Annotated in this window: 19 protein-coding genes; 11 read left to right on the top strand and 8 right to left on the bottom strand. The window is 48.0% G+C overall.

Annotated features, from left to right (window positions below; all coding sequences use genetic code 11):
* Nucleotides 1-85: 85 nt before the first annotated feature.
* The 3 genes from ACR6Z4_RS24595 (at nt 86) to ACR6Z4_RS24585 (ending at nt 3,127) form a co-directional block, all read left to right on the top strand.
* Nucleotides 86-829: a cytochrome c biogenesis protein CcdA gene (locus tag ACR6Z4_RS24595; protein ID WP_479720006.1), complete on the top strand. Its 744-nt coding sequence runs from the start codon at nt 86-88 to the stop codon at nt 827-829.
* Nucleotides 830-838: 9 nt separating this feature from the next.
* Nucleotides 839-2,284 (top strand): cytochrome c biogenesis protein, encoded by a 1,446-nt coding sequence (locus ACR6Z4_RS24590; protein WP_479719978.1) that lies wholly within the window; start codon nt 839-841, stop codon nt 2,282-2,284.
* 648 nt (nt 2,285-2,932) lie between these two features.
* A complete protein-coding gene (locus ACR6Z4_RS24585) occupies nt 2,933-3,127 on the top strand; it encodes a hypothetical protein (RefSeq protein WP_479719977.1) in 195 nt (64 codons plus the stop codon).
* A gap of 520 nt (nt 3,128-3,647) precedes the next feature.
* Here the strand turns inward: ACR6Z4_RS24585 and ACR6Z4_RS24580 are convergent.
* Nucleotides 3,648-4,886 carry an urease accessory protein UreH domain-containing protein gene (locus ACR6Z4_RS24580; RefSeq protein ID WP_479719976.1) on the bottom strand — a complete coding sequence of 413 codons (1,239 nt, stop codon included), beginning with the start codon at nt 4,884-4,886 and terminating at the stop codon, nt 3,648-3,650.
* Nucleotides 4,887-5,660: 774 nt separating this feature from the next.
* On the opposite strand from ACR6Z4_RS24580, the gene ACR6Z4_RS24575 reads away from it, so the two are divergent.
* Both ACR6Z4_RS24575 and ACR6Z4_RS24570 read left to right on the top strand, forming a co-directional pair.
* Nucleotides 5,661-6,080 (top strand): BlaI/MecI/CopY family transcriptional regulator, encoded by a 420-nt coding sequence (locus tag ACR6Z4_RS24575; RefSeq protein ID WP_479720005.1) that lies wholly within the window; start codon nt 5,661-5,663, stop codon nt 6,078-6,080.
* Nucleotides 6,080-6,925 (top strand): M56 family metallopeptidase, encoded by an 846-nt coding sequence (locus tag ACR6Z4_RS24570; RefSeq protein ID WP_479719975.1) that lies wholly within the window; start codon nt 6,080-6,082, stop codon nt 6,923-6,925. The genes ACR6Z4_RS24575 and ACR6Z4_RS24570 overlap by 1 nt, the downstream gene beginning before the upstream one ends.
* On the opposite strand, the gene ACR6Z4_RS24565 is transcribed toward ACR6Z4_RS24570, so the two are convergent.
* The 3 genes from ACR6Z4_RS24565 to ACR6Z4_RS24555 are packed head-to-tail and all read right to left on the bottom strand — an operon-like array spanning nt 6,922 to nt 8,701.
* Nucleotides 6,922-7,743: a cobalt-precorrin-6A reductase gene (locus ACR6Z4_RS24565; protein ID WP_479719974.1), complete on the bottom strand. Its 822-nt coding sequence runs from the start codon at nt 7,741-7,743 to the stop codon at nt 6,922-6,924. The genes ACR6Z4_RS24570 and ACR6Z4_RS24565 overlap by 4 nt on opposite strands.
* Before the next feature lie 31 nt (nt 7,744-7,774).
* Nucleotides 7,775-8,506: a class I SAM-dependent methyltransferase gene (locus tag ACR6Z4_RS24560; protein ID WP_479719973.1), complete on the bottom strand. Its 732-nt coding sequence runs from the start codon at nt 8,504-8,506 to the stop codon at nt 7,775-7,777.
* A gap of 15 nt (nt 8,507-8,521) precedes the next feature.
* Nucleotides 8,522-8,701, bottom strand: coding sequence for a hypothetical protein (locus ACR6Z4_RS24555; RefSeq protein WP_479719972.1), 180 nt, complete (start codon nt 8,699-8,701; stop codon nt 8,522-8,524).
* A gap of 891 nt (nt 8,702-9,592) precedes the next feature.
* Here ACR6Z4_RS24555 and ACR6Z4_RS24550 point away from each other — a divergent pair.
* The 3 genes from ACR6Z4_RS24550 (at nt 9,593) to ACR6Z4_RS24540 (ending at nt 13,335) form a co-directional block, all read left to right on the top strand.
* On the top strand, nt 9,593-12,163 hold the full coding sequence (locus ACR6Z4_RS24550; protein ID WP_479719971.1) for a sugar phosphate nucleotidyltransferase: 2,571 nt from the start codon (nt 9,593-9,595) through the stop codon (nt 12,161-12,163).
* Between the two features lie 67 nt (nt 12,164-12,230).
* Nucleotides 12,231-12,680 (top strand): DUF3531 family protein, encoded by a 450-nt coding sequence (locus tag ACR6Z4_RS24545; RefSeq protein ID WP_479719970.1) that lies wholly within the window; start codon nt 12,231-12,233, stop codon nt 12,678-12,680.
* Between the two features lie 229 nt (nt 12,681-12,909).
* Entirely contained in the window at nt 12,910-13,335 is a 426-nt protein-coding gene (locus ACR6Z4_RS24540) for an NUDIX hydrolase (protein ID WP_479719969.1), read from the top strand.
* Nucleotides 13,336-13,360: 25 nt separating this feature from the next.
* Here ACR6Z4_RS24540 and ACR6Z4_RS24535 read toward each other — a convergent pair whose 3' ends face one another.
* Nucleotides 13,361-13,843 (bottom strand): type IV pilin-like G/H family protein, encoded by a 483-nt coding sequence (locus tag ACR6Z4_RS24535; protein ID WP_479719968.1) that lies wholly within the window; start codon nt 13,841-13,843, stop codon nt 13,361-13,363.
* A gap of 47 nt (nt 13,844-13,890) precedes the next feature.
* Between ACR6Z4_RS24535 and ACR6Z4_RS24530 the strand changes: the two genes are divergently transcribed.
* Nucleotides 13,891-14,118 (top strand): hypothetical protein, encoded by a 228-nt coding sequence (locus ACR6Z4_RS24530; protein WP_479719967.1) that lies wholly within the window; start codon nt 13,891-13,893, stop codon nt 14,116-14,118.
* Between the two features lie 128 nt (nt 14,119-14,246).
* The gene (locus ACR6Z4_RS24525; RefSeq protein ID WP_479719966.1) at nt 14,247-16,148 is read left to right on the top strand and encodes a tetratricopeptide repeat protein; all 1,902 of its coding nucleotides are present in this window, start codon (nt 14,247-14,249) and stop codon (nt 16,146-16,148) included.
* 235 nt (nt 16,149-16,383) lie between these two features.
* Here the strand turns inward: ACR6Z4_RS24525 and ACR6Z4_RS24520 are convergent, their stop codons facing one another.
* Together ACR6Z4_RS24520 and ACR6Z4_RS24515 are read right to left on the bottom strand one after the other, a co-directional pair.
* A complete protein-coding gene (locus ACR6Z4_RS24520) occupies nt 16,384-16,611 on the bottom strand; it encodes a hypothetical protein (protein WP_479719965.1) in 228 nt (75 codons plus the stop codon).
* Nucleotides 16,612-17,575: 964 nt separating this feature from the next.
* Nucleotides 17,576-18,682 carry a protein kinase domain-containing protein gene (locus tag ACR6Z4_RS24515; RefSeq protein WP_479719964.1) on the bottom strand — a complete coding sequence of 369 codons (1,107 nt, stop codon included), beginning with the start codon at nt 18,680-18,682 and terminating at the stop codon, nt 17,576-17,578.
* Between the two features lie 880 nt (nt 18,683-19,562).
* On the opposite strand from ACR6Z4_RS24515, the gene fba reads away from it, so the two are divergent.
* A complete protein-coding gene (gene fba / locus ACR6Z4_RS24510) occupies nt 19,563-20,642 on the top strand; it encodes a class II fructose-bisphosphate aldolase (protein WP_479719963.1) in 1,080 nt (359 codons plus the stop codon).
* A 269-nt stretch (nt 20,643-20,911) separates the two neighbouring features.
* Here fba and ACR6Z4_RS24505 read toward each other — a convergent pair.
* Nucleotides 20,912-22,607 (bottom strand): hypothetical protein (locus ACR6Z4_RS24505; RefSeq protein ID WP_479719962.1); only part of this gene is annotated, 1,696 nt, incomplete at its 5' end.

Here is a 22,607-nt window from a genome sequence, read left to right as displayed (position 1 = left end):
AGTTCGGTAGAATGAACCAGGAGGCTCCATAGATCGCAATTTGATCCACTGGCTCAAATACCTTCCAGGCGATCGCCCTGCTGATATGCTGGAAACCCTACAATTCCAACTCTACCGATTAGGACATTTCGCCGATACGTTAGTGTCTACACAGTTGACCCACTTGACCGGGATCAGTGTGGGCATCATTTTTCTTGCCGGTTTGTTGACCAGCCTCACTCCCTGCATGTTGTCCATGTTGCCTATTACCATTGGCTACATTGGCGGCTATGAAGCCAAAACTCGCCTTCAGGCTGCCATCCAGTCCACCTGGTTTTCGCTGGGCTTGGCGACCACGCTGGCAGCATTGGGCATCGTAGCGGCGATCGCCGGACGAATTTATGGTCAGGTCGGCATCGGGCTCCCTATCGTCGTCAGCCTCATTGCCATTCTCATGGGGCTAAATCTGTTAGAGGCACTGCCCCTGCGTCTCCCCTCTTTTACAGGATTGGATTGGATTTCTAAAGATTTACCCGAAGGAGTTCGGTCGTACTTGCTGGGGTTGACCTTTGGTCTGGTGGCGTCACCCTGTAGCACCCCTGTTTTGGCAAGCCTTTTAGCCTGGATCTCGGCAACCAAAGACCCAGTTTTGGGCAGCATTTTGTTGCTGGCGTACACGGCTGGATATGTTGCGCCTTTGATTTTGGCAGGCACCTTCACAGCATCCATCAAAAAACTGTTGGAATTGCGCCGCTGGTCGGGATGGATTACACCTGCCAGCGGCGTCCTGTTGATCGGATTTGGCGTATTTTCGCTACTGTTTCGTTTGGTTCCTTCGGGAAACTTTTAAGATCGATTCATGACTCCAAACTTTTCAGAACCCTCTGCACCCACACCCTCTAGCCTGCGGACGCAGATAAAACATTATTTTCAGAAAGAGTTATTGCCGTTGCTGGCAGATCTGCGACTGGCAATTATGTTATTGCTGGCGATCGCCCTCTTTAGTATTTCTGGTACGGTGATCGAGCAAGGTGAATCCCAAGCGTTTTACCAGGCTAATTACCCGGAGCATCCGGCACTGTTTGGGTTCCTCAGCGGAAATATCATTTTGACCCTGGGGTTAGACCATGTCTATCGCACCTGGTGGTTTTTGGCATTGCTGATTCTGTTTGGCTCTAGCCTGACGGCCTGTACGTTTACCCGACAGCTGCCGACATTCAAAGCGGCGCAAAAGTGGCAATTTTATACCCAGTCTCGACAATTCCAAAAGTTGGCACTGAGTACAGAACTCACCAGCGGTTCCCTTGACCAGCTTGCTACCCTATTGACTCAAAAGCGCTATCGAATTTTTCGCGATGGCAATAGTCTCTATGCTCGTAAAGGCTTGATAGGACGGATTGGGCCGATCATCGTCCATGCCAGTATGCTCATCATTTTGCTGGGGTCGATTTTGGGCGCAATGACTGGATTCTTTGCGCAGGAAATGGTTCCGAGTGGCGAGGAATTTCGCATACAAAATATTTTTGATGCGGGTCCCTGGGCAAAAAGCCAAATTCCTAACGATTGGTCTGTCAAGGTCAATCGCTTTTGGATCGATTATGCGCCTAATGGATCGATCGATCAGTTTTATTCTGACCTATCGGTACTGGATAAAGACGGTAAAGAGGTCGATCGCAAAACCATTCATGTGAATCAACCCCTGCGCTATCGTGGGGTGACGCTGTATCAGGCGGATTGGGCGATCGCCGCCGTTCGCATCCGGTTGAATAATAGCCCGGTCTTGCAACTGCCCATGGGACAACTCAGTACCAACGGTCAAGGTAGGCTGTGGGGCACCTGGATTCCGACCAAACCGGATCTGAGTGAAGGGGTGTCGGTGATTGCCAAAGACCTTCAGGGCACCGTGTTGATTTATGACAATGCAGGGCAACTGATCTCGACTGTTCGCCAGGGTATGTCTACCCAAGTCAATGGCGTAAATCTCTGGATTGACGAAATCGTTGGCAGTACAGGGCTACAGATCAAAGCAGATCCGGGCATTCCCATCGTCTATACCGGGTTTGGGTTGCTGATGCTGAGCGTGATCATGAGTTATGTGTCGCACTCGCAAATTTGGGCGTTGCAAGAGCCAGAAAATAACGGCTCTTCCGAAAACACCCGCCTATTTGTCGGTGGCAGAACCAATCGTGCCCAGGTTTCGTTTGAGCGAGAGATCGTCAGCGTATTAGATCAACTGAGTCAGCCGACCCACCCATCTTTACCGCCTCATTCTCCGCAATCCCTGCATCCCCTTAAGTCTTTGTGAGACTTTACGCCAACTCGATTTGCCAGGTAGATAATAGATGAGACGGGCGATTCTGGTGGGGTAAAGTTACGCTTTACGACGCTATCAAGTCAGGATCAGATTAGGATTAACCGTCCTGTTTGTGTTGAACGGGTCTTAGATGTGGCATTCGCCATCAGGCTCTTATTTAGTAATGAGGGAAACGTATGGAAATGCATGATTTGATGACCTTGATTTTGCTATTAAGCCCGGGTTTGCTGCTATCGATTTTGATTATGTCTGTCTTTGCAGCAGGGGGCTGAGCCTCATGTAGACGTTACTTAAAAAGTAATGATGGTCTGGTGCGCGGGCGTCGCTCGCGCACCAGACCATCATTACTTTTTGGGACGACCGATGATGGATGACTGACAGGGGGCTTCAGACCAGTTTTGCAACACCAGGGCCTGGCAGGTGGGTGAGATACAACCATTTCTACGCCTGCTCCGGATAAAACTTGACTGAAGATAGAAAACTTGCCAACGATCGCCCGGAGTATTTTTTCAACTGTTGTAAGAATATTTATAAAATACTCATATTAGATATTGCAGCAGTAACATTGCTCAATATGGTGGGTTGATCTACTAACTGTCTCCCTGGCTGGGGCGATCGCTTATGGCCCAGTTGTCTCTAATGCAGTCTATTGAAATTCCTCAACTGATTAAGTACAGCGTGACGCAAAAGAGTGGAGCCATTCTCTTGCGCATTTGGGAACCCGCGCCTGTTACCAATACCAGAGTCAAGCCATTTTTATTTATGGCACGATATCGTCTGAATTCAGAAGAGGAAGTTGCTGAAATTTTGGAATACTATCGCACCGTTCGTTAGCAAAACCTAATTCGTGTATCGCGTTGGGATGGTTGTGCCGCAGCTTCGCTGCGGCACAACCATCCCAACGCGACATTGATTGCTCGGTTCATTTCGCCCCGGTACCCAAACTCTCTCAATGCAACAAAAAACCTCCCAGAAAAACTGGGAGGCTTAAAATCAGGGTGCATCTACCAATTTATTCATTCGGGAACGGGGGGATGGATCCGGACAGTTTACTGGGAATCTCATACCGATTTAAACAGACTCCACGGCACATCGATCTCGTGTAAGGGCGCATCGCAATGCACCCCTACGGTATCTGGTGCGATCGCTAATTAAATTGGTATCAGCAAGAATTTCTATATCTCTTTCAAGCGGTGTGTGGGCAGTATCCACACCACCGTTTCTGTTCTTAATGAACTTGCACATCCCATATACGGGCAATAAAAAACCTCCCAGTTTTGCCGGGAGGCTTAAAATCAGGGTGCATCTACCAATTAATTCATTCGGGAATGAGGGGATGGATCCGGACAGTTTGCTAGGAATTTTGGCGAGACTCTTTAGGCGCAACATAGAGCTTTTCGAGAGCGCATAGTTGCCAGAACCAACGGTTTCGCAGCACAACAACACTCAGTGCTAACAGCCCCAACAAGCTGGTGCAAAGGTAATTGAACCCGGTGAACTGGACTCCCCCCAGATAATAAGAACCCAGCCCAATGGTGTGGAGGATTGCTAAGAGCATGGCTGGGATCGTGAGCAAATGCACCCTGCGCCACAAATAACCCAGTTGTTTTTGTGCCCAGTCAAAACTGGTGAGGGCAGCAGGTGCCATAAAAACCAGGGCGATCGCCCCAGCAACTAAGCTCCACCGATATTGAGGCAGCATAAATTCAAGGGATGCTACATTCCAACCCAGATTATGTGCCAGCATATGGACAGTATGGGCGATCGAGAGAATAAACGCACCCACCCCTAACACTCGCCGATAGCGGAGTGGTGCAGACCAAATTCGGCTGATCGGACGCGCAATTAAAGCGAGCATCAGACAGATGAGGGCAGAATAGCCTGTGTAGTCGGTCATGTCATTGCCAGTTCTCAGCAGGGTCAACACCCCGATGATGACCGTCAACCATCCGCCTGCTCGAAACATCTGACTGCGGCGATCGCCACTCATCAGTGAGGTGGAAATGCCCACAGCTAACATTGAGGGCAACGTGCCTAACCCAAATGCCAGCATCGTCGCACATCCCATCCAGAGGCTTCCGGTTTGAGCCGCTTTGATCTGAGCTGCATATAAAAATCCACAGGGAATCAATCCCCAAACGGCACCCAGCAGGGCAGGCGTCCACCAGTGCGATCGCAACGATAACGTCACCATGCCGGAGGTCAAACGACTGTGTAACTTACCTTGCAATAAAGGATGGAGGAACGGAATATGCGGCAACAAACCAGGTTTGACTTGCGCCAAACCTGCCCAAATCAACAAACTACCTGTCAACAGAGCCATTGCCCGACGCAAACCACTACCGAGACCTGCCATTTGTCCCCCGGCAATCAGCACCGATCCCAACGCACCGATCGTGGCACCAATCAAGGCATAGCTGAGGATGCGTCCCACATTCAGCAATCCATGAAAACAAAATTGTTGCCACCAGGAGGGTTTTTCAGCAGGGTGATCGGACAGTGAAAACGCCACTGTAATAGGACCACACATCCCTACACAGTGGGCAAAACTGCCTAAAAATCCGAGTCCGGCAATCAGGAATAGATCTAACATTGTGCAACCCTTGGGGGTAATAGCGGCAGGCGCTATCACCAAAACGTCATACTATAGCGCTTCGCGCTCGGCTAGAACCAGATTATTTTTTTGAAAGCCATGCTCTGCATGGCTTTCAAAAAAATAATCTGTCCTCTACTCGATTAAAAATAATGACGGTTGTTGTGTGAGAGCCTCGCTCCGCAAGGCTCTCACACAACAACGTGTATTTCACGCTATTGAGAATGCTATATCGCATACTGCCTTTAGAGATGACTGTGACGCGTTGGTTTCACCATCACAGTCATCTCTCTATTACAGCGCGCTGCGCTTAAAGCAACCTTTTACCCTTTTATATCTTCCAAGGCGTCTGCACGATTATCTTGCTGAATCCATGCTGTTTCAGGGTAGCAGTAATTCTTATTGGCACCAGGGGAAGCAGTGGGTTGAACTGGAATCAGCGACCTGACATACTTTAAATAGTGAACTGGCTAAGCCCGTTCAGGCTCAGCCAGATGACGAGATTCAACTTGTTTACTATCTTTGGATACCGTGCCAGAGGTTGTCAAAAGACAGGCTGTCGAAGTACCCAGATTTTGCACCTGCGCCTGTGCCCAATCATCTGCAAACCGAATGGATTAATGTATGAACTACTCACCCATTAATCCTGATCTTTTAGGATCACAAATTAATTAATCTGAAGTTCTGTTTGAGTGAGCGATGGCGGAGCCATCGCTCACTCAAACAGAATCGGGGTTTATTAAATCCACAATCGTTTATCAGCAACTAACTCTAATGACCTTTTTGCCAACCCATCGCCCCAAACACCTATCATTGGGACCGCTGGAAACAGAAATCCTGGAAATCATCTGGGATTTAGGTGCTGCTACGGTTAAAGACATTCATGATCAGATTTTGTCAGACCCCAATCGGGAACTGGCTTACACCTCTGTGACGACGGTGTTAAACCGCCTCACCCAAAAGGGATGGCTCGTTTGTAACAAGCAAGATCGGGCGTTTCGGTGGTGTCCGCTGGTCTCCCGACAGGAAGCAAAAATTTTGAAGGCGCATGAGCAATTGCAACAATTTTTGGCGGTGGGCAATCCCGATGTGGTCGCCGCGTTTGCAGATAGTCTGGATAGCGCCAGTTTAGAAAAATTGGATGCGATCGCCCAACGGTTAAAATCAATTCGTCAAGCGAGAGAGGAGCAATAATGCACTTTTATATGCTTGTGGTTGCATTTAGCTTAACGGTACTGCACCGCATTCTGTGGCACAGACCGACGGGTGCCTGGGCAGACTGTTGGCAAAAGACCCTTCTGGCTTTCTTGTTTCCGCCGTTGTTAATGGTGTCCACTGCCCTATCGGTTTTGTGGATGGGCACCCAGGGGCAAATGTTTGGCATCTCCGTCGGTTGGATTGGGTACTCTCTAGCTTTACTCTTTTTTCTGGGAATATTTGGGCTATTGATCTATCTCGCCGCCCAGGGTTGGCGATCGCTGCAAACGGTTCGTACCTTGGAGCTATTCAGTTGGCAGCAACAGCAAGGACGCATCTTAGAAACCCCTACTTTGTTTGCCGGACAAATTGGCTTTTGGCAACCTGAGTTAGTTGTGAGTCGGGGTTTGCTGACCCAGGTGACGCCCGAACAACTAGAAGCCGTGCTAACCCACGAAAAAGCACACTGCTACTATCACGACACCTTCTGGTTCTTTTGGTTGGGATGGCTGCGCCGATTGACGGTATGGATGCCCCATACCAACACCCTCTGGCAAGAACTTTTATTGCTCAGAGAAATCCGAGCAGATCAATGGGCAGCCCAACAAGTAGACGCGTTAGTGTTGGCTGAAACCTTGTTAATGGTGGTGCGATCGCCCTTAACCGAACGGCTCAACCTGAGCGTTGCCCTGGATGGCGAAGAACCCATGTATCGCTTAGAAGAACGGATTGACGCACTCTTGATAAATAATGCTGCACAGATGCGATCGCCCCACTGGCTGCAATGGTCGTGGCTGTCCCTGGGGTTGATCCCGTTGCTTACCATCCCTTTTCACGGTTAAAGAAACTGAGCACAAAACTCTACGGCAACCTTTAAATCACTGGTTTGTTGAGGATAAGCAACAGCTGGTCGCTCAATCATCACCAAACGAATTCCTAGCTCTGCGGCGAGTTGGCGCTTCACCGCTTCACCTCCAGCTACTCCAGATGCTTTTGTCACCACCATTGAAATTTGCCAGTGTTGCCACAACGATCGCTCCAAGTCTATTGGAACAGGCGGTCGAAGGGCGATTAAACGATCGGGGGTAAACCCGGCAGCTAAAGCGGCTTCCAATGCTGTAACAGATGGCAAAATTCGAGCAAACAGGGTGCCATGGTGTTGCCAGGATTGAAACTGCGCTAATGGGCGATACCCGATGGTGAGTAACACGCGCGCTCCACGCAGCAAATTGCTGGAAATCAGGGTTGCAAAATTCTCTAGATACAATGGCTCAGCGGCGATCGCCGTTCCATCTCCATCTACCCTCTTACTCTCCGGCTCCCTGGCTCCCCCGGCGACCATAGGACGTTCGTAGCGCAGATAGGGCAGTGAATAGTTGCAGGCTGTGGCGATCGCCAGGGTTGAAATGTCTGTGGCAAATGGATGAGAGGCATCTAAAATGCAACCGATGCGTTGCGATGCGATAAAGGGTTCGATCTGCCCAGCCACAAGACGACCGACCCAAACTTCAACGAAAGGGATCAAGCAAGGATCGGTATAGAGGAATGCCGCCGTTTCCGTTGTCACCGTGACAATACAAGGGATCTGGGCTTGAGCAAGAGCGATCGCTAATGCTGCGCTTTCTTGAGTGCCACCAATTAACCAGACACGTTTACCCATGGAACGGAACGAAACGTTTTGCGTTTTCCTATCAAAACTTCACCCGATAGAGATGAAACAATTCACCCGGACGTTTTTTAGTAATCTGGGCACCCGTTTCTTGAATCGTTTTCTGCCAATGGCTGAGAGGTTCTAGAAAGACTTCGGCACCTAAGTAGGTTTCTAAAATTGCCCAATTTTCTGCCAGAGGTGAGTCCGGATCCAACACATCGAAGACGAAGACGCCATCGGGTTTTAATACTCGCTTGACATTGGTTAAGACGGCTGACCAATAATCTAATGAGTAATAGCAGCTAAAGCCTGTGGCGATCGCAATATCAAACTGATGATCTGGATAGTTGAGTTGATGAGCCGCCCCCAGTTGCACACCCTTAAATAATTTAGAATTCAGCTGTGACCCTCTGGCATTCAGCGTTTCCTGGGCAACTGTACTAATTTCATGCCCGTAAAAGAAAGCATCCCAATCTCGCCAAGGATAGATCAAAAAACTCACACCACAGCCCAAATCCAGCACCCGTTGCCCTTTCTTGGGCTTTGCCAGATCCCAGAACGGCGACGCAATTTTTGCCCCCAGCGCCCCCGATGCCCACTCTCGAAAAATCGGCATCGCTTCGATTTCTTCGGGCAGCTCAAATGCTTCTCGCCGATATTCCTGGTTAAACCGAGCCGCAACCGCCGTTAGTTGACTATCCCACGTTGCCACCGTACGATCGCCCAACAGGTTCGATAGCTGATGTTCTTGAGGATTCTGTTTTTTAGGCATCTCTCAGTCTCAACATTATCCTTTCAACGCCCGAGTAAAATTTTCTCGATATGATTTATTGAGAATCAAGACGGGCCACAGCAAGGACAAATACAGCTTTCCCTGGCTAAAGTTGGTACGGTTAAACCCTGTCCAAAATTTGAAGATGCCACCGCCATAAAGTCCCAAAATAATAATCCCAACCAAAGTAGACATTTCTAACCTCCCAAATAATCGCCAGAACGGGGTAATAGAGTTGACTGCTTCATGACTCCAGGAAAATAATGCTAGACCGTGTAATCTTGCAACTTAATAACAAAGGTTCCTTAACCGAGTCAGTCAGGCTTACTATTCAAGTGTAGGGTAGTGCGTCGGGTTCTGCTATGTCCCAGAATATATCCAAACATTCGCATTCACTCTGGCAACCGGGTGGTGTTTTAGGAAAGCATCCAAAACGTAATAGGCAACGTATCGTAACCGTTTTTCAATACACATCCATGTTGCAAGGTGATGCTCTAGTTATTAAATAACGGTTTTGAAACGCTCAGGCAGTGAGTTGTTCAAAAAAATAATACTGCCATTAAATCCACGATTCTCAACAAAAATCTGGGTAAAGAGTTAAGGGAGGATCACCAACGGGTTGAGGAGCCAACCTCACACATCCTCGATAGGGGTATGTGCCTGGAATTGGATGCGCTCAGAAAGCGCGATATCTACCTTGAGTTTTGTTTCAATCGATATCGATTCTCATACCATTTTTTCAACATCTCACGACCCATCTTAAACCATCGGGCGAAGCTCCTTGCCCTTGCATAGACTGGGTTTGAGGAATTGGCATGAGAAATACAGCATGAAAACCTGTCTAAATTGGGAACGTTTATCGCAAAACCCGAGTGGTTCAAACCTTTTTTTGCCCTATCAGGGTTTAAGACTGCGCCCTGATTCGGAGATTGAACCCTCTTTCCTGCCCTTGCAAACGTTTGACTTGGGTCTACAGTTGCCAAAATAGATTTGTTTAAACAAGGGTGAAACAGCTTTGTATACGAAATATTTGCCACCCCATGATGGGCAACAGGTGGTAGTGATGGTTGATGGTAAGGAGGATCTATGCGAGCAGTGTTAATGGCTGGTGGTTCGGGGACGCGCTTAAGACCGTTGACCTGTGATCTCCCAAAACCGATGGTGCCTATCCTCAATCGCCCAATTGCAGAGCATATTATCAATTTACTCCGGCGACACCATATCAACGAAGTCATTGCAACTCTCCACTATCTGCCGGATGTCATGCGTGACTATTTCCAGGATGGCAATGATTTTGGCGTTCAGATTACGTATTCGGTCGAAGAAGATGAGCCACTCGGAACAGCGGGCTGTGTCAAAAATGTTGCCGAACTCCTCGACCAAACGTTTGTGGTGATTAGCGGCGATAGTATTGCTGATTTTGACTTAACGGCGGCAATTCAATTCCATAAAGCACGTCGCTCAAAAGCAACCCTGATCCTGGCACATGTTCCCAATCCGCTTGAGTTTGGGGTTGTGATTATGGATGAAAATCAACGGATTCGACGGTTTTTGGAAAAACCGTCGAGCAGTGAAATTTTTTCGGACACGGTGAATACGGGCACCTATATTCTGGAACCGGAGGTTCTGGACTATTTGCCTGCTAACCAGGAATCTGATTTTTCTAAAGATTTGTTTCCGTTGCTTTTAGAAAAAGATCTGCCCATCTATGGATTCGTTACACAAAGCTATTGGTGTGATGTCGGACATTTAGATGCCTATCGAGAAGCTCAGTATGCCGCCTTGCAGCAGCGGGTACATCTGGATGTGCAATATGAAGAGCGATCGCCCGGTTTGTGGGTGGGGCAAAACACCGATATTGACCTGACTGCCCATATCGAAACCCCCAGTTTAATCGGCAACAATTGCCGCATCGGTCCGCGTGTGCAAATCGAAGCAGGAACGATCATTGGCGATAATGTCACGATCGCCGCTGATGCCGATCTGAAACGTCCGATCCTTTGGAATGGCGTCATTGTGGGTGAAGAAGTACACCTGCGAGCCTGTGTTGCCGCACGCGGGGTGCGCATTGATCGTCGTGCCCATGTACTCGAAGGGGCGATCGTTGGCTCTCTATCCATCGTGGGTGAAGAAGCCTTGATTAATCCAGAGGTGCGCATTTGGCCGAGCAAAACCGTAGAACCCGGTGCCATTCTCAATATCAATTTGATCTGGGGTCATGCTGCCCATCGCAATTTATTTGGGCAACGGGGTGTTTCGGGTTTAGCCAATGTTGATATTACCCCTGAATTTGCCGTGCGATTGGGAGCAGCCTTTGGCTCAACCTTGAAAACGGGATCTCAAGTGACCGTTTCTCGGGATCAACGCAGTATCTCCCGCATGGTATCGCGATCGCTCATTGCAGGGCTGATGTCTGTCGGTGTGGATGTGCTGAATTTAGAAGCCACCGCCATTCCAGTTGCCCGGACAGTCGTGCCAACGATGGCAGTTGCCGGAGGAATTCATGTTCGGGTTCACCCCGATCGATCCGATCAAATTCTGATTGAGTTCTTTGATCATGACGGGATCAACCTTTCTAAAGCTAAAGAGAAAAAAATTGAAGGCGCTTACTTTAAAGAAGACTTTCGTCGCGCCCAAATTCAAGAAATTGGCAATGTCGTCTACATGACCCAGGCAAACGAGATTTACAACACCAGTTTTGCTCGACGGTTGAAAGTAGATGCCATTCGCCGCAGCAGTTCTAAAGTCGTGATTGACTACGTTTACGCCGTATCGGGTGCCGTATTACCGCTGTTATTGGGTAAATTTGGTTGCGATGCCGTGGTGTTAAATGCCAGCCTCAGCCAATCTGTCTTATCAGCATCCGATCGAGAAGTCTTACTCGACCAACTGGGACGAGTCGTAGAAGCGCTCAAAGCCACCTTAGGAGTGCAAGTTGCTGCCAATGGCGAACAACTGATCCTGGTGGATGAGTCGGGCAGTCCCATTCGCGGGGAAGCCTTGACAGCATTGATGGTGCATATGGTGCTGACCGAAAACCCCAGAGGCACGATTGTGGTTCCGGTGAATGCCTCCAGTGCCGTCGAACAAATTGCCCGTCGCCACGGCGGCAAAGTTATTCGCACCAAGGCAAATCCGACAGCATTAATGGAAACCTGCCACAGCAACCCCAATGTAGTGTTAGGCGGCAGTGGAGAAATGGGGTTTATTTTTCCGCAACTCCATCCCGGCTTTGATGCCATGTTTTGCATTGCCAAGCTGATCGAAATGTTGACCTTGCAGCAACAAGACTTTAACCAAAGTGCGCCCAAGAGTTTGGGACAGATCCGGGCAGATCTACCACGCGTCTGCCATCGATCGCTAACCGTACGGTGTCCCTGGACAGTAAAAGGGGCATTGATGCGACATTTGGTTGAAACCCATCCGTCCGATACGATCGAGCTGATTGATGGGGTCAAAATCGTTAACCCTCAACACGACAGCTGGATTTTGATTTTGCCAGATGCTGGAGAACCCCTGGTTCATCTTTATGCCGACAGCAACGATCGGGGATGGGTCGATGAAACCCTGAGAGAATATCGGGCTTGGGTACAAGAATTTGTGGATCACGACCAAAGTATGGAGAGCAGCACCGTGAATTTGGGGGAGTTGGTCTAGCCGACCGACTATGAGGCGAACCTCAAAACCTACAATAGTGAATGAATCCGTAACAGCTAAAACGTCTATGATTGTTGAATTTCGAGAGTGCAATTTCTTTGATCTATGGATCTGGATGGAGTTCACCAACCCACCCTCCATGATGGAACAACAATACATTGATGAGGTTTTAGATTCCTGGTTCTTATTAGGGAAACTGGGAGGGTTTAATGCAGAAAACCTCCAGGTACAAGAAACCGGGCTGGATATCAGTTATATGAACTACGACGATACTTCAGCGGAAAGCGCTTTTATGGCGTTGATGCACAACATGAGTGAGGTGGAATATGAGGGGCGTTGGGCACGGTGCTGGTTTGATTTGGGAACATCAGATGCGATCGCCCTTGATGTGTTAATTAATACCCTGAAACAGTTCAGCAAAGAGTATGTCGTGATCGAGCGGTTGATTATTGGGGGCGAAAACCCAGATTGGGAAATTCCGACGCACAAACGCCCCATGCTAGCAGAGAATAATTGATCGCTCCTCCAGGGAGCAGGTCTGCAAGGTCGATTGGCATTGTTTAATCCAACTATATAGCGGCGCGCCAGTTCGTTCAGGACAGAAACGGTGTTGTGGGGCGCGGAGCGCTCCACAACACCGGACCGAATTAACCTGCACAGCAAGAATATCCAGCTATAAAATTTGGTGTGGGTGCCGCGCGAAGCGCGGCACCCACACCATTAAGTTACTGAACGACAAGAATAAGATGAAAAAGCCACGAATTCGGGTAATTGCGTTGGGATTGGTGCAAAATAACGGTCGCATTTTTGTGTCCGAAGGATTCGATCCCACGAAACAACAAACCTTTTATCGGGCGTTGGGTGGGGGAGTTGATTTTGGAGAAACCAGCCTGGATGCCCTAAAACGCGAATTTTGGGAAGAGATCCAAGCCGAGTTGACCCAGATTGACTATCTCGGATGTATCGAAAATATTTTTGTCTATGATGGGCAACCCGGTCATGAAGTGGTTCAACTTTATCGCTGTAATTTTACGGATCCCGCCTTTTACCAGTTGGAATCCATGACCTTTCAGGAAGGCGATCGCTCCCATTTAGCCCTGTGGGTTGACATCAAAAAGTTTCAATCGGGTGAGCTAACGTTATATCCCGCAGCCGTGATGAACTATCTCTAAGTTAGGCGTTCAGGAAGGCGATCGCCTATGGACATACCGTACCTGTAATCAACGGTACTGTACTAGCCGTTCCTTCACAGACAATTGCCCACGTAGTTGCATCACCATCATTCAACACGCTCAGCCACACACGACCCGCATAGCCCTTAACCGTTCCAACGGGCACCGCTGTTGTATCTGCAACCGCCGTCATTGCCGAACCCGATGGTAAAGAACTATAGGTATAGTTTGCCGAGTTAGAAATACCCAACTCTAGATTTGTGATGTAGCCAAAGGTGCCTTTTTCCAGAAAATAAGCTTGCTGCGCCCGGTTAATGGCACCGATATAAGTTTTTGCTTCTGATTCTCTCGCTTTATTGCTCTGGCTCAGCATCGAAGGCATGGCGATCGCAGACAAGAGCCCAACAATGAAAACCACCACGAGTAACTCAAGGATCGTAAATCCCCCGTGCTGCCGGTTGGTGCGAGCCAAATGCAATAGCAATCTCACCCGAAGTTCCGCATTCATGGGTGATACTCCTTAAAAAATCTGCGATAGTAGGTGTTGAATGCAGCATGCAACCATCCAGTCAGTACGGTCATAGTCGTGCCAGAAATTTTGAAAAACGCTTACCCAGCAAGCATTTCAGAAAATTATCTGCTCTGTTAAACCGCAACCAACTCAGGGTTCAGTTACATCCTGTTTCACTCTTCCTGAACGGCGATCCGTCTCCGGAATTGGCTCACTGTGCGATCGCTGTTTCAGGACAAGATTTACAAAAAATTCATGCAGCCAAAGAATAGAAGCTGTAGAAAATCGAGAATTTCTTTCATGTGGAGTAAGACTCCGTAAAACTCCGTAGAGAGAGGCTCTGGTTCCTATGCCATAATCAACAGGGGGCTAAGCTAACTGAAGCCAGGGTGTAGAGACTGTGAGTCAGCTACTCAATGGACACTACCAACTAATCAAAGTTCTCGGTTCAAATTCGCTCGGGCAAACGTATCTGGTTCGCGACACACAGATACCACAGCATCCCGAACGAGTCATTCGACATTTGCAACTATCCAACCAAACACCCAGGACGCTTAAGTTTGTCATGGCACTTCTCCGCAAAAAAGCGGAGTCTCTAACGAAACTGAGCCATTACGACCAGACGCCGAAGATTTTAGATTGCTTTGAGCATGAGAATAGTTTTTATTTAGTTGAAGAGTTTATTGCCGGCCGCTCCCTTGAAGATGCTCTTTTGCCCGGAGAACCCCTACCCGAACACCAGGTTGTTCAGCTTTTACGCGAGATCTTAGACGTTCTCGTTTTAGTGCATGGCTGGGGTCTGGTGCATCGTTGTATCAAACCCTCCAGTTTGATCCGGCGGCAATCGGACGGCAAATTGGTTTTGACAGGGTTCGGTATTTTCCGAGAGCTGAGCGCCCAGATGCTTCAGCCTTCCAGTGAACCGTTGTCTTACCAAAAAAATGGTGCATCGGTTTATCTTTCGCCTGAACAACCGCAACAACGACAGGTTCAATTTAATACCGACCTCTATGCCGTTGGTATGATCGGCATTCAGGCACTAACCGGGCTGAGTACAACAGAGCTGATCGATTTACCCAGCGGCGGCTATCGTCATGCAGACTCGTTTTCATGGCACGAGCAAGCTAAAGTCAGTCCCGCTCTAGCCAGCATTCTCAACAAAATGATCCATCCAGATAGCAAACAACGCTATCAAACCGCAACGGAAGTGTTGGATGATCTTGGCAAACTAAAAGTTGTCAAGGGAGCTGCCGCTCCGTCGCCGTTGGGGGCACCTCTTTTGCAGCAAAAATCCAATCGCCATCTGGGAACTCATGGCTCTTTCAAACCCTGGTTGATGGTTTTAGCGATCGCTGCGGCATTGGCAGCTTTATTGTTGGCACAAGTTCCTCAAGCGCTGTTAGCTCGCTATTTAACCCAGCAGGGTGAGCAGCAGGCTCGGCAAAATCTCAATGACCAGGCGATCGCCAGTTATACGCAGGCAATTCGTGCCCATCCCAGTAGTTCTGCTTATTACAATCGGGCGATGGCAGCCCTCAGTCGTGAGGATCAGCAATCTGCTTTACAAGATTTATCGCAGGCGATTGAACTCGACTCCAAATATAAAGAAGCCTATTATCAACGGGCAAATCTGCGCTTTGAGTTAGGCGATAACCAGGGTGCGCTGGCAGACTATACCCAGGCAATTCGGCTCGACCCCAACTATATTTCTGCTTATGTGAATCGCGGGAGTGTGCGGGCAGAGTTAAGTGATGAACAGGGTGCCGTAGACGACTATACGTTAGCCATTCAACTAGACCCCAATTTGGCGGCGGCTTATCTCAATCGCTGTTTATCGCGGTCTAATTTAGGTGAACATAGAGCGGCGATCGCCGACTGCACACAAGCCATTAATCTACAACCCAGTTCCGTACTGGCATACCAAAATCGAGGCCTAGTCAGACGTCGGATTGGGGATTTTGCCGGAGCGATCGAAGATTTCAATATTTCGATTCGGCTGGATCCCAATGATCCCGATCCCTATTACAATCGAGGGCTTGCCCGGATGGATCTAGGCGATCGCCCAGGTGCGATCGCTGACTATACCGAAGCCCTCCAAAGAGACCCTCAGCACGTTTTTGCCTACTACGATCGGGGGTTAGCCCGTGTCGAAGCAGGAGATATAGAAGGGGCGATCGCTGATTTCCAACAATCAGCCACTTTATGCCTCGATTCGGGGCGCATGGGCTGCTACCAGGATGCGCAATATCAACTCGAACAGCTTCAAGCACCGACTCAGCCCGTTGCCGATTCACCTGGCTAAAAACCCGGCGCAACATTGATCGCAACATTGGCGCAACATTGATCGTGTATGACCTTCGGGTACGAAAATTAACCCTTGTCACCCCTATCGAACGTCGCGCTTAGATAAATTGCATTTGCTGCGTGAGAGCCGTGCGGAGCGCAGCCCTCACCCAATAACCTGATTACCTAAAAAACGTTCTGATGCAGGTTGGTGTTAAACAAAGTAAAACCCAACATCAACACTATTTTAGAACTTAACTGATTGGTTCAAAGGATTCTGGCGTCGTTCCGGGTGATGCCATAATTTCTCTGCGACCACTGCCGCGATAAGACGTTCTGTCACGACCGCCATTGCCAACCAATACTGGATGTTCAGAACCTGTAAGTTGAAATCCGGTTAATTGCACATTGATTCCCTGATCTGCAATGACCAACCCAATAAAGCACAAACCAGAAACAAGAGAAAACGTCAAAACCCGCATTGGAAGTACCTGTACTCGAAATACTATTCCCCTATACAGGCATTCAATTGTTTGTCCGGAATGGGTCTATTTTTGAAGTATTAGTTTATAGAATAATATTAATTCGATCGTGCTGAAGAGCGACGCATCCTGAGGAATGGGAATTAAATAACTTCGATGATTTGTTGCACGGACGAACAACCGTTTGCCCCTTCAACCGATTCAATAGTCGATCTGATTTAATCCACGATCCTAAGCATATTCACGGTTTTAGAAAACAGATATTGATAGATTCACTGACTTATCCGTAAAATCAACTAGACTGATCAATAAGAAATTAGAAGTTCTTAAATCAAGCTTTTCTCAGTAGACAACAGATAGTTAGAGCTGATTTAAAGCACTATTTTTTTGTATCTTTTTAACCTGAAAAACCAGCGGTTCTCATCACGATTGAGATAGCGTTTTAGATGATTCATTAGATGATTCATTAAAGTCAATTAGCTATAGCAATCTTAAATCAGTGATGAAAGCGATCGCCCTTCAGGTGGGCGCTTTCATCACTGATCATTTTCATGAATCCAATAGGATTGCCGTGTTAGAAATACAGATCATTGATGTTCTCTACATTGATGAATCACCGTTCTTCAATTAATGCTGCTCCTTTTGTCATAAAGGCTATTGCCGCTCGCGCGCCTCGTTAATAGCCACCGAGTTGGAATGATTTGCCAAGCGAATGTTTAGGGGAGACGAACCTTCGGTTCGTCTCCCCTAAACATTCGCTTGGCAAGTGAAATACGGGTGCAAGCTATGTAATGCTGTGCGGTTGATCCAGGACGGTGTTGTAGGGCGCGGAGCGTCCTACAACACCGTTTCTGCACTTAACGAACTTGCCACGCCACAAGAACAAAGCTGCCCATTTTTTGCAAAACAGACCGCCTTGATTGCTTCATGTAATTGACTTTCGACCCTTTGGATCTTGCCCGGTTTAACTACAACAATCGGACGTCATCACCAAGTTTTCGGGGTTCCAGTTTTGTTTTTGCTGTTTGGCATGGAGACGGCTTCGCCAGGTACGAATTTCTTTGGCAGTTCGAGCGATCGGGGTCAAGTAAGCACTGTTGCTTTCTGTGTCAGAGGCGATCGCCTGTGCAGACGCAGACGGTTTCTTGTGCATACAATCTGCCAGGTTATCGAGATACGGCTCTAAATCCAATGCTCTCAATACCTGTTCAACTGATTGGTAGCGATCGCGTGGGGAAATCTTGAGCATTTTGCGCAAGATCTTTTCAAAATGTTCGCTGACATCCACAAACTCTTGCCAGAGGATCTCTCCTGTACGGGAATCGATTTCAAACTCCATCGGCGGCTTACCCGTCAGCAAATAGAGGCAGGTAACCCCAATCGCATAAATATCACTGGCATAGAGGGGGCGTAATGCTAACTGCTCGGGCGGAGCAAACCCGACTGTTCCGACAAATTGCGTAGTAGGAGCTTTCTGACCATCATCGTCGAATTCTGCGATCTCTTCTTTCACCGCACCAAAATCGATCAGCACCAACCTGCCATCATCCTGACACCGAATAATGTTCGGGGGCTTGATATCTCGGTGGATCACTTGATTCTGGTGAACGTACTCCAGAACTGACAAAATTTCTTTTAAGAATCGCTTGACGCCCAGCTCTGACAGAGGTCCATTCTGCCGAATCTCTTTGGCTAAATTAGAACCACTGACATATTCCTGCACCAGATAAAATGAACCTTCAGACTCAAAATAGTCTAGCAACCTGGGGATCTGAGCGTGGCTGCCTAACTGAGCTAATGCCTTCGCCTCTCGTTCAAATCGTTCAGAAGCTTTCCGTAAAACTGCGGGGTTTGTCGTCTTGGGTGACAGCTGTTTGATCACACATTCCGGCTCTCCGGGCAGAGACACATCCCTTGCCAAAAAAGTTACACCAAACCCACCTCGACCTAGAGATCGGATTACCTGATAGCGATCGCGAAAAATCTGATCAGATCCACACAACCCAGTCAGCAACAGTTGTGGCTGATCTATAAACTTACGGTTTGGCAGATTGACGACTGAGAGATTCATTGAAAGCCTTCAGTAGGGTGTAGGTAAGCTATTCAACTTCTAAGAGATTCGCTTTATACAAAGTTTACATCACCCATTCGCAATAAAACAGTTGCGATGGAGACACTCTAACCCTTGATATAGCTTCTGGTGTTATCTTGAAATGTTTGCTCAGTCTTACGGCAGACCCGATGACTGATGTATGCCTGATCCCGTTGAAGCTTTACAAATCCATTATACAGTTTCACTTCTTGGCTCTACCCAAGATTCTCCAACGCTCCCTCCCTGATCAACCTCAGTAATTCCCAGGATTTATCAAGAGAGCCTTATTAAAGCGCAGGTTAAGAAGCGCGCCAAAATGTATTGGTAAATTTATTGGTAAAGGTTAATTTATATATTTTTGAGTAATACAGAAGTCCTACAGCAGCAAGTACAGCCCTGGCGGAGCCTGTATTTTTTGAACAGCCCATTTCGCCGGGTCTGCTCGTCTCTGCCTGTTGTCCTCCCCTGTCGTCAGGATCGTAGATTTAATACGCCCAATGGTTTGTTTTCCAAAGCGCTGCGATGTGCCGCTTCGGAAAATAAACTTGCCTATCTGAATCACTCCCCAGCTTTTTGTAAAGATTAACAACGAAATGTAAAGTTAAGTCCAGTTATTTTAAGTTAGGTTGGCTATCAGCTGACTGCGTCCAAGCGCTATGGCTAAGGAGGTTAACGGCTTGAGAGCAATTTTGAGGTGGACGGGAAGCACCAGGCGATCGCCCAGGTCTAGCTTTCTAGTAGAGATAAATACCTAAGGCATTTGACTTTTGACGGGTTTTTAAAGGAATATTATCGTAAGCATTAAATTATTCTGTTTAAAGCTAAACCCGCTGATCACAACAATTCAGGAGGAATTTTTATGGCGCTTGTGCCGATGCGACTGCTTCTGGATCACGCAGCCGAAAATGGCTACGGCATCCCTGCTTTTAACGTTAATAATATGGAGCAGATTCAAGCAATCATGCAGGCTGCCCACGAAACGGATAGCCCTGTGATTCTGCAAGCCTCTCGTGGCGCTCGCAAGTATGCTGGTGAAAACTTCCTCCGTCACCTCATTCTGGCTGCGGTTGAAACCTATCCTCACATTCCCATTGTGATGCACCAGGATCATGGTAACGAGCCTGCTACTTGCTACTCTGCTATCAAAAATGGCTTCACGAGCGTCATGATGGACGGGTCTCTGGAAGCAGATGCGAAGACTCCGGCTAGCTATGAGTACAACGTTGCGGTCACCAGCGAAGTTGTTAAGGTTGCTCATGCCATTGGTGCGAGTGTTGAAGGTGAATTGGGTTGCCTCGGTTCTCTGGAAACTGGCATGGGTGAAGCAGAAGATGGTCACGGATTTGAGGGTAAATTGGATCACTCTCAACTACTGACTGATCCTGACCAGGCCGTAGACTTTGTTGAGCAAACCCAGGTTGATGCTCTGGCAGTGGCGATCGGAACGAGCCACGGTGCTTATAAATTTACTCGTAAGCCAACGGGTGAAATTTTGGCAATCAGCCGCATCGAAGAAATCCATCGTCGTTTGCCCAACACCCATTTGGTCATGCATGGTTCTTCGTCCGTTCCTGAAGATCTGCTGGCTCTGATCAACCAGTATGGTGGTGCCATCCCTGAAACCTACGGTGTACCTGTAGAAGAAATTCAGAAAGGGATCAAGAGCGGTGTTCGTAAGGTCAATATCGACACCGATAACCGTCTGGCTATTACGGCTGCGGTGCGTGAAGCGTTGGCTGCCAATCCTAAAGAGTTTGACCCCCGTCACTTCCTCAAGCCTTCGATCACTTACATGCAAAAAGTTTGTGCCGATCGCTATAAAGAGTTTGCGACCGCTGGCAATGCAAGCAAGATCAAGCAAGGCTCTTTAGAGTTGTATGCCTCTAAGTATGCTAAGGGTGAACTGACTCAGTTGACCAAGAAAACCATTTCTGTCTAGGTTTGATTGACTTATCAGTTCTAAGTCAATCGATTTAGAACCAAGAATCGTGAATTGGATAAACCCGGAGATTTATTTTTGGAAGCGTGGCGACGCCGCGCTTCCAAAGGTAGACTTTCGGGTTTTATTGATAGCAGCGAGTAATCTGGTTACGGACAGAAACGGTATTGTGAGGCGCTCCGCGCCCCACAATACCGGACTGAATTACGTAAAGCAACAGGTCAGGGGCGATCGCCCCTGACCTGTTGTTGTTGAAATACGCTGTGTAGTTAATTCGGGTGTGATTGGAAGAGGGCTTTTGAGCTAGATTCTCCGGCTCTGCGTAATTGACGAGTGATTTGCAGATTAATCAAAATCGCCCCAGTCCATTGCCCTAACAGTGTGAACCCCATCAGGGTTAAGGATGGCGTCAACACATTAGTCAGTATCAGAATCGTGGTTGGTAGAGGTGAAACCATGAGAGCAATCTGGGATAAGGCATTTTGATGAGCAACACCGGCAACGACTGCTACAGCAAAGGGCAAGACTCCCAGAAAGCTAAACGTCAAAACGACCCAAGTCTTGCGATGTTTGCTTTGAATAAAAGATAACCATTGGGCGATCGCACTATAGATCGCCAACATATTCAAGGTCATCAAGAACAATAGCAACGGACTAACGATAGACCAGTGAGGAACTTGGGTTAAAAACCAGGGCAAAAATGCGATCGCCACAATGCCCAAATTTACGAGCATCGTCATCACAATCGGACTCTTTTCTGATCTCAACAAATCTCCGATAAATCCTCTTTTTGCAGCACGACGAGAGTCTAAAGCACTCGATATTTCCAGGGTTTGCATATGGCGAAAACGTGCCCAGTCTAGTAAGGTTTGGCGTTGGGGTAATAACAAAATCGTTAACAGAAACATCCCCAGCACAAGGACAACCGATAGAAAAAAGACCTGTCCTTCAAGGAATTCTTTGGAAGGAGACGAGGAGCGTGTATGCTCTGGTATCCAGACAAAGCCCAAGATTAAAATGGCGCTGTAGAGGGTAGTGCTATAGCTTTGAGTTTTACTCAGTAACGTGGCATTGGGGTTATGAAATCGACGTTGCAGTGCCTGCCAGACCCAATAACTGCCTAACCCCAAATTTACCAGAGTAAAAAGATTGCTGAAGATGAAATGGCGATCGCCTAACACAAACCAAAACCAAGATATGCCTACTGTAGATACCGAATCAAGCCCTACAATAGCGTCAGCAAACAGCGGATTGGTGCGGATATTCCAAATTAAATACACCGGAATAAAGCCGATCACGATCAGCGCTGCTACCAATAAGGTAGGATTGCCGACAAACTCGGAGTTAGCCGGTTGGCTGGTCTGAGATTTGCTCCACAATCCACTCAACAATGCACTACTAAACAAAAAGAAGCAGCCAGTAATCAGCAGCGTGTAGTAGCTGAGAAACGACGCGATAGGGACGTCAGCATTCAGCCCAGCGATCGCATGAAGCGGCACCAGTGACATGGCAAATACATAGACCAAGATCGGCACACCCAGCATCTTACCCATCAAAATGCTGTGACCCGATTGGGGGCTGAGGCGAATAAAGTTTAAAGTCCCCTGTTTTTCTTCTTGATAAATATCGTTGACCAGTAGATAAGCGCCCGCCACAGTCAGCGACAGATACAAAACCCAGCTCAACGTCATCTGAATATCGCGCCACCATTCATCCCAACGGATGATGAACTTCCCAAATTCATCGACTCGACATCTCGTATAGCCCAAACTGTCAATCGGCGGTGTATTTTCTAGAACACAATATGAGTTGGGATCATTACTGAGTTGGGAATGAAACAGCCACAGGACTAGCATCTGAAACCCGATCGATATGGCGATCGCCCCCAACATATTGCGAGGAGTAAAACGCCCTTTCAGTTCGCGAAAGAGTTGGGGATTCCAATGTCCAATTCGATCCAGTAGC

Source organism: Calyptranema fuscum S582 (genome assembly GCF_055793305.1).
This window is presented reverse-complemented; position numbering and strand designations above follow the sequence as displayed.

What these genes read in the sequence shown, in the direction of transcription:
- ACR6Z4_RS24590 (WP_479719978.1), top strand. Translation starts at nt 839, where the DNA reads ATGACTCCAAACTTTTCAGAACCCTCTGCACCCACACCCTCTAGCCTG.
- ACR6Z4_RS24550 (WP_479719971.1), top strand. Translation starts at nt 9,593, where the DNA reads ATGCGAGCAGTGTTAATGGCTGGTGGTTCGGGGACGCGCTTAAGACCG.
- ACR6Z4_RS24535 (WP_479719968.1), bottom strand. Translation starts at nt 13,843, where the DNA reads ATGAATGCGGAACTTCGGGTGAGATTGCTATTGCATTTGGCTCGCACC.
- ACR6Z4_RS24575 (WP_479720005.1), top strand. Translation starts at nt 5,661, where the DNA reads ATGACCTTTTTGCCAACCCATCGCCCCAAACACCTATCATTGGGACCG.
- ACR6Z4_RS24545 (WP_479719970.1), top strand. Translation starts at nt 12,231, where the DNA reads ATGATTGTTGAATTTCGAGAGTGCAATTTCTTTGATCTATGGATCTGG.
- ACR6Z4_RS24520 (WP_479719965.1), bottom strand. Translation starts at nt 16,611, where the DNA reads ATGCGGGTTTTGACGTTTTCTCTTGTTTCTGGTTTGTGCTTTATTGGG.
- ACR6Z4_RS24570 (WP_479719975.1), top strand. Translation starts at nt 6,080, where the DNA reads ATGCACTTTTATATGCTTGTGGTTGCATTTAGCTTAACGGTACTGCAC.
- ACR6Z4_RS24565 (WP_479719974.1), bottom strand. Translation starts at nt 7,743, where the DNA reads ATGGGTAAACGTGTCTGGTTAATTGGTGGCACTCAAGAAAGCGCAGCA.
- ACR6Z4_RS24515 (WP_479719964.1), bottom strand. Translation starts at nt 18,682, where the DNA reads ATGAATCTCTCAGTCGTCAATCTGCCAAACCGTAAGTTTATAGATCAG.
- ACR6Z4_RS24585 (WP_479719977.1), top strand. Translation starts at nt 2,933, where the DNA reads ATGCAGTCTATTGAAATTCCTCAACTGATTAAGTACAGCGTGACGCAA.
- ACR6Z4_RS24540 (WP_479719969.1), top strand. Translation starts at nt 12,910, where the DNA reads ATGAAAAAGCCACGAATTCGGGTAATTGCGTTGGGATTGGTGCAAAAT.
- ACR6Z4_RS24560 (WP_479719973.1), bottom strand. Translation starts at nt 8,506, where the DNA reads ATGCCTAAAAAACAGAATCCTCAAGAACATCAGCTATCGAACCTGTTG.
- ACR6Z4_RS24555 (WP_479719972.1), bottom strand. Translation starts at nt 8,701, where the DNA reads ATGTCTACTTTGGTTGGGATTATTATTTTGGGACTTTATGGCGGTGGC.
- fba (WP_479719963.1), top strand. Translation starts at nt 19,563, where the DNA reads ATGGCGCTTGTGCCGATGCGACTGCTTCTGGATCACGCAGCCGAAAAT.
- ACR6Z4_RS24595 (WP_479720006.1), top strand. Translation starts at nt 86, where the DNA reads ATGCTGGAAACCCTACAATTCCAACTCTACCGATTAGGACATTTCGCC.
- ACR6Z4_RS24580 (WP_479719976.1), bottom strand. Translation starts at nt 4,886, where the DNA reads ATGTTAGATCTATTCCTGATTGCCGGACTCGGATTTTTAGGCAGTTTT.
- ACR6Z4_RS24530 (WP_479719967.1), top strand. Translation starts at nt 13,891, where the DNA reads ATGCAACCATCCAGTCAGTACGGTCATAGTCGTGCCAGAAATTTTGAA.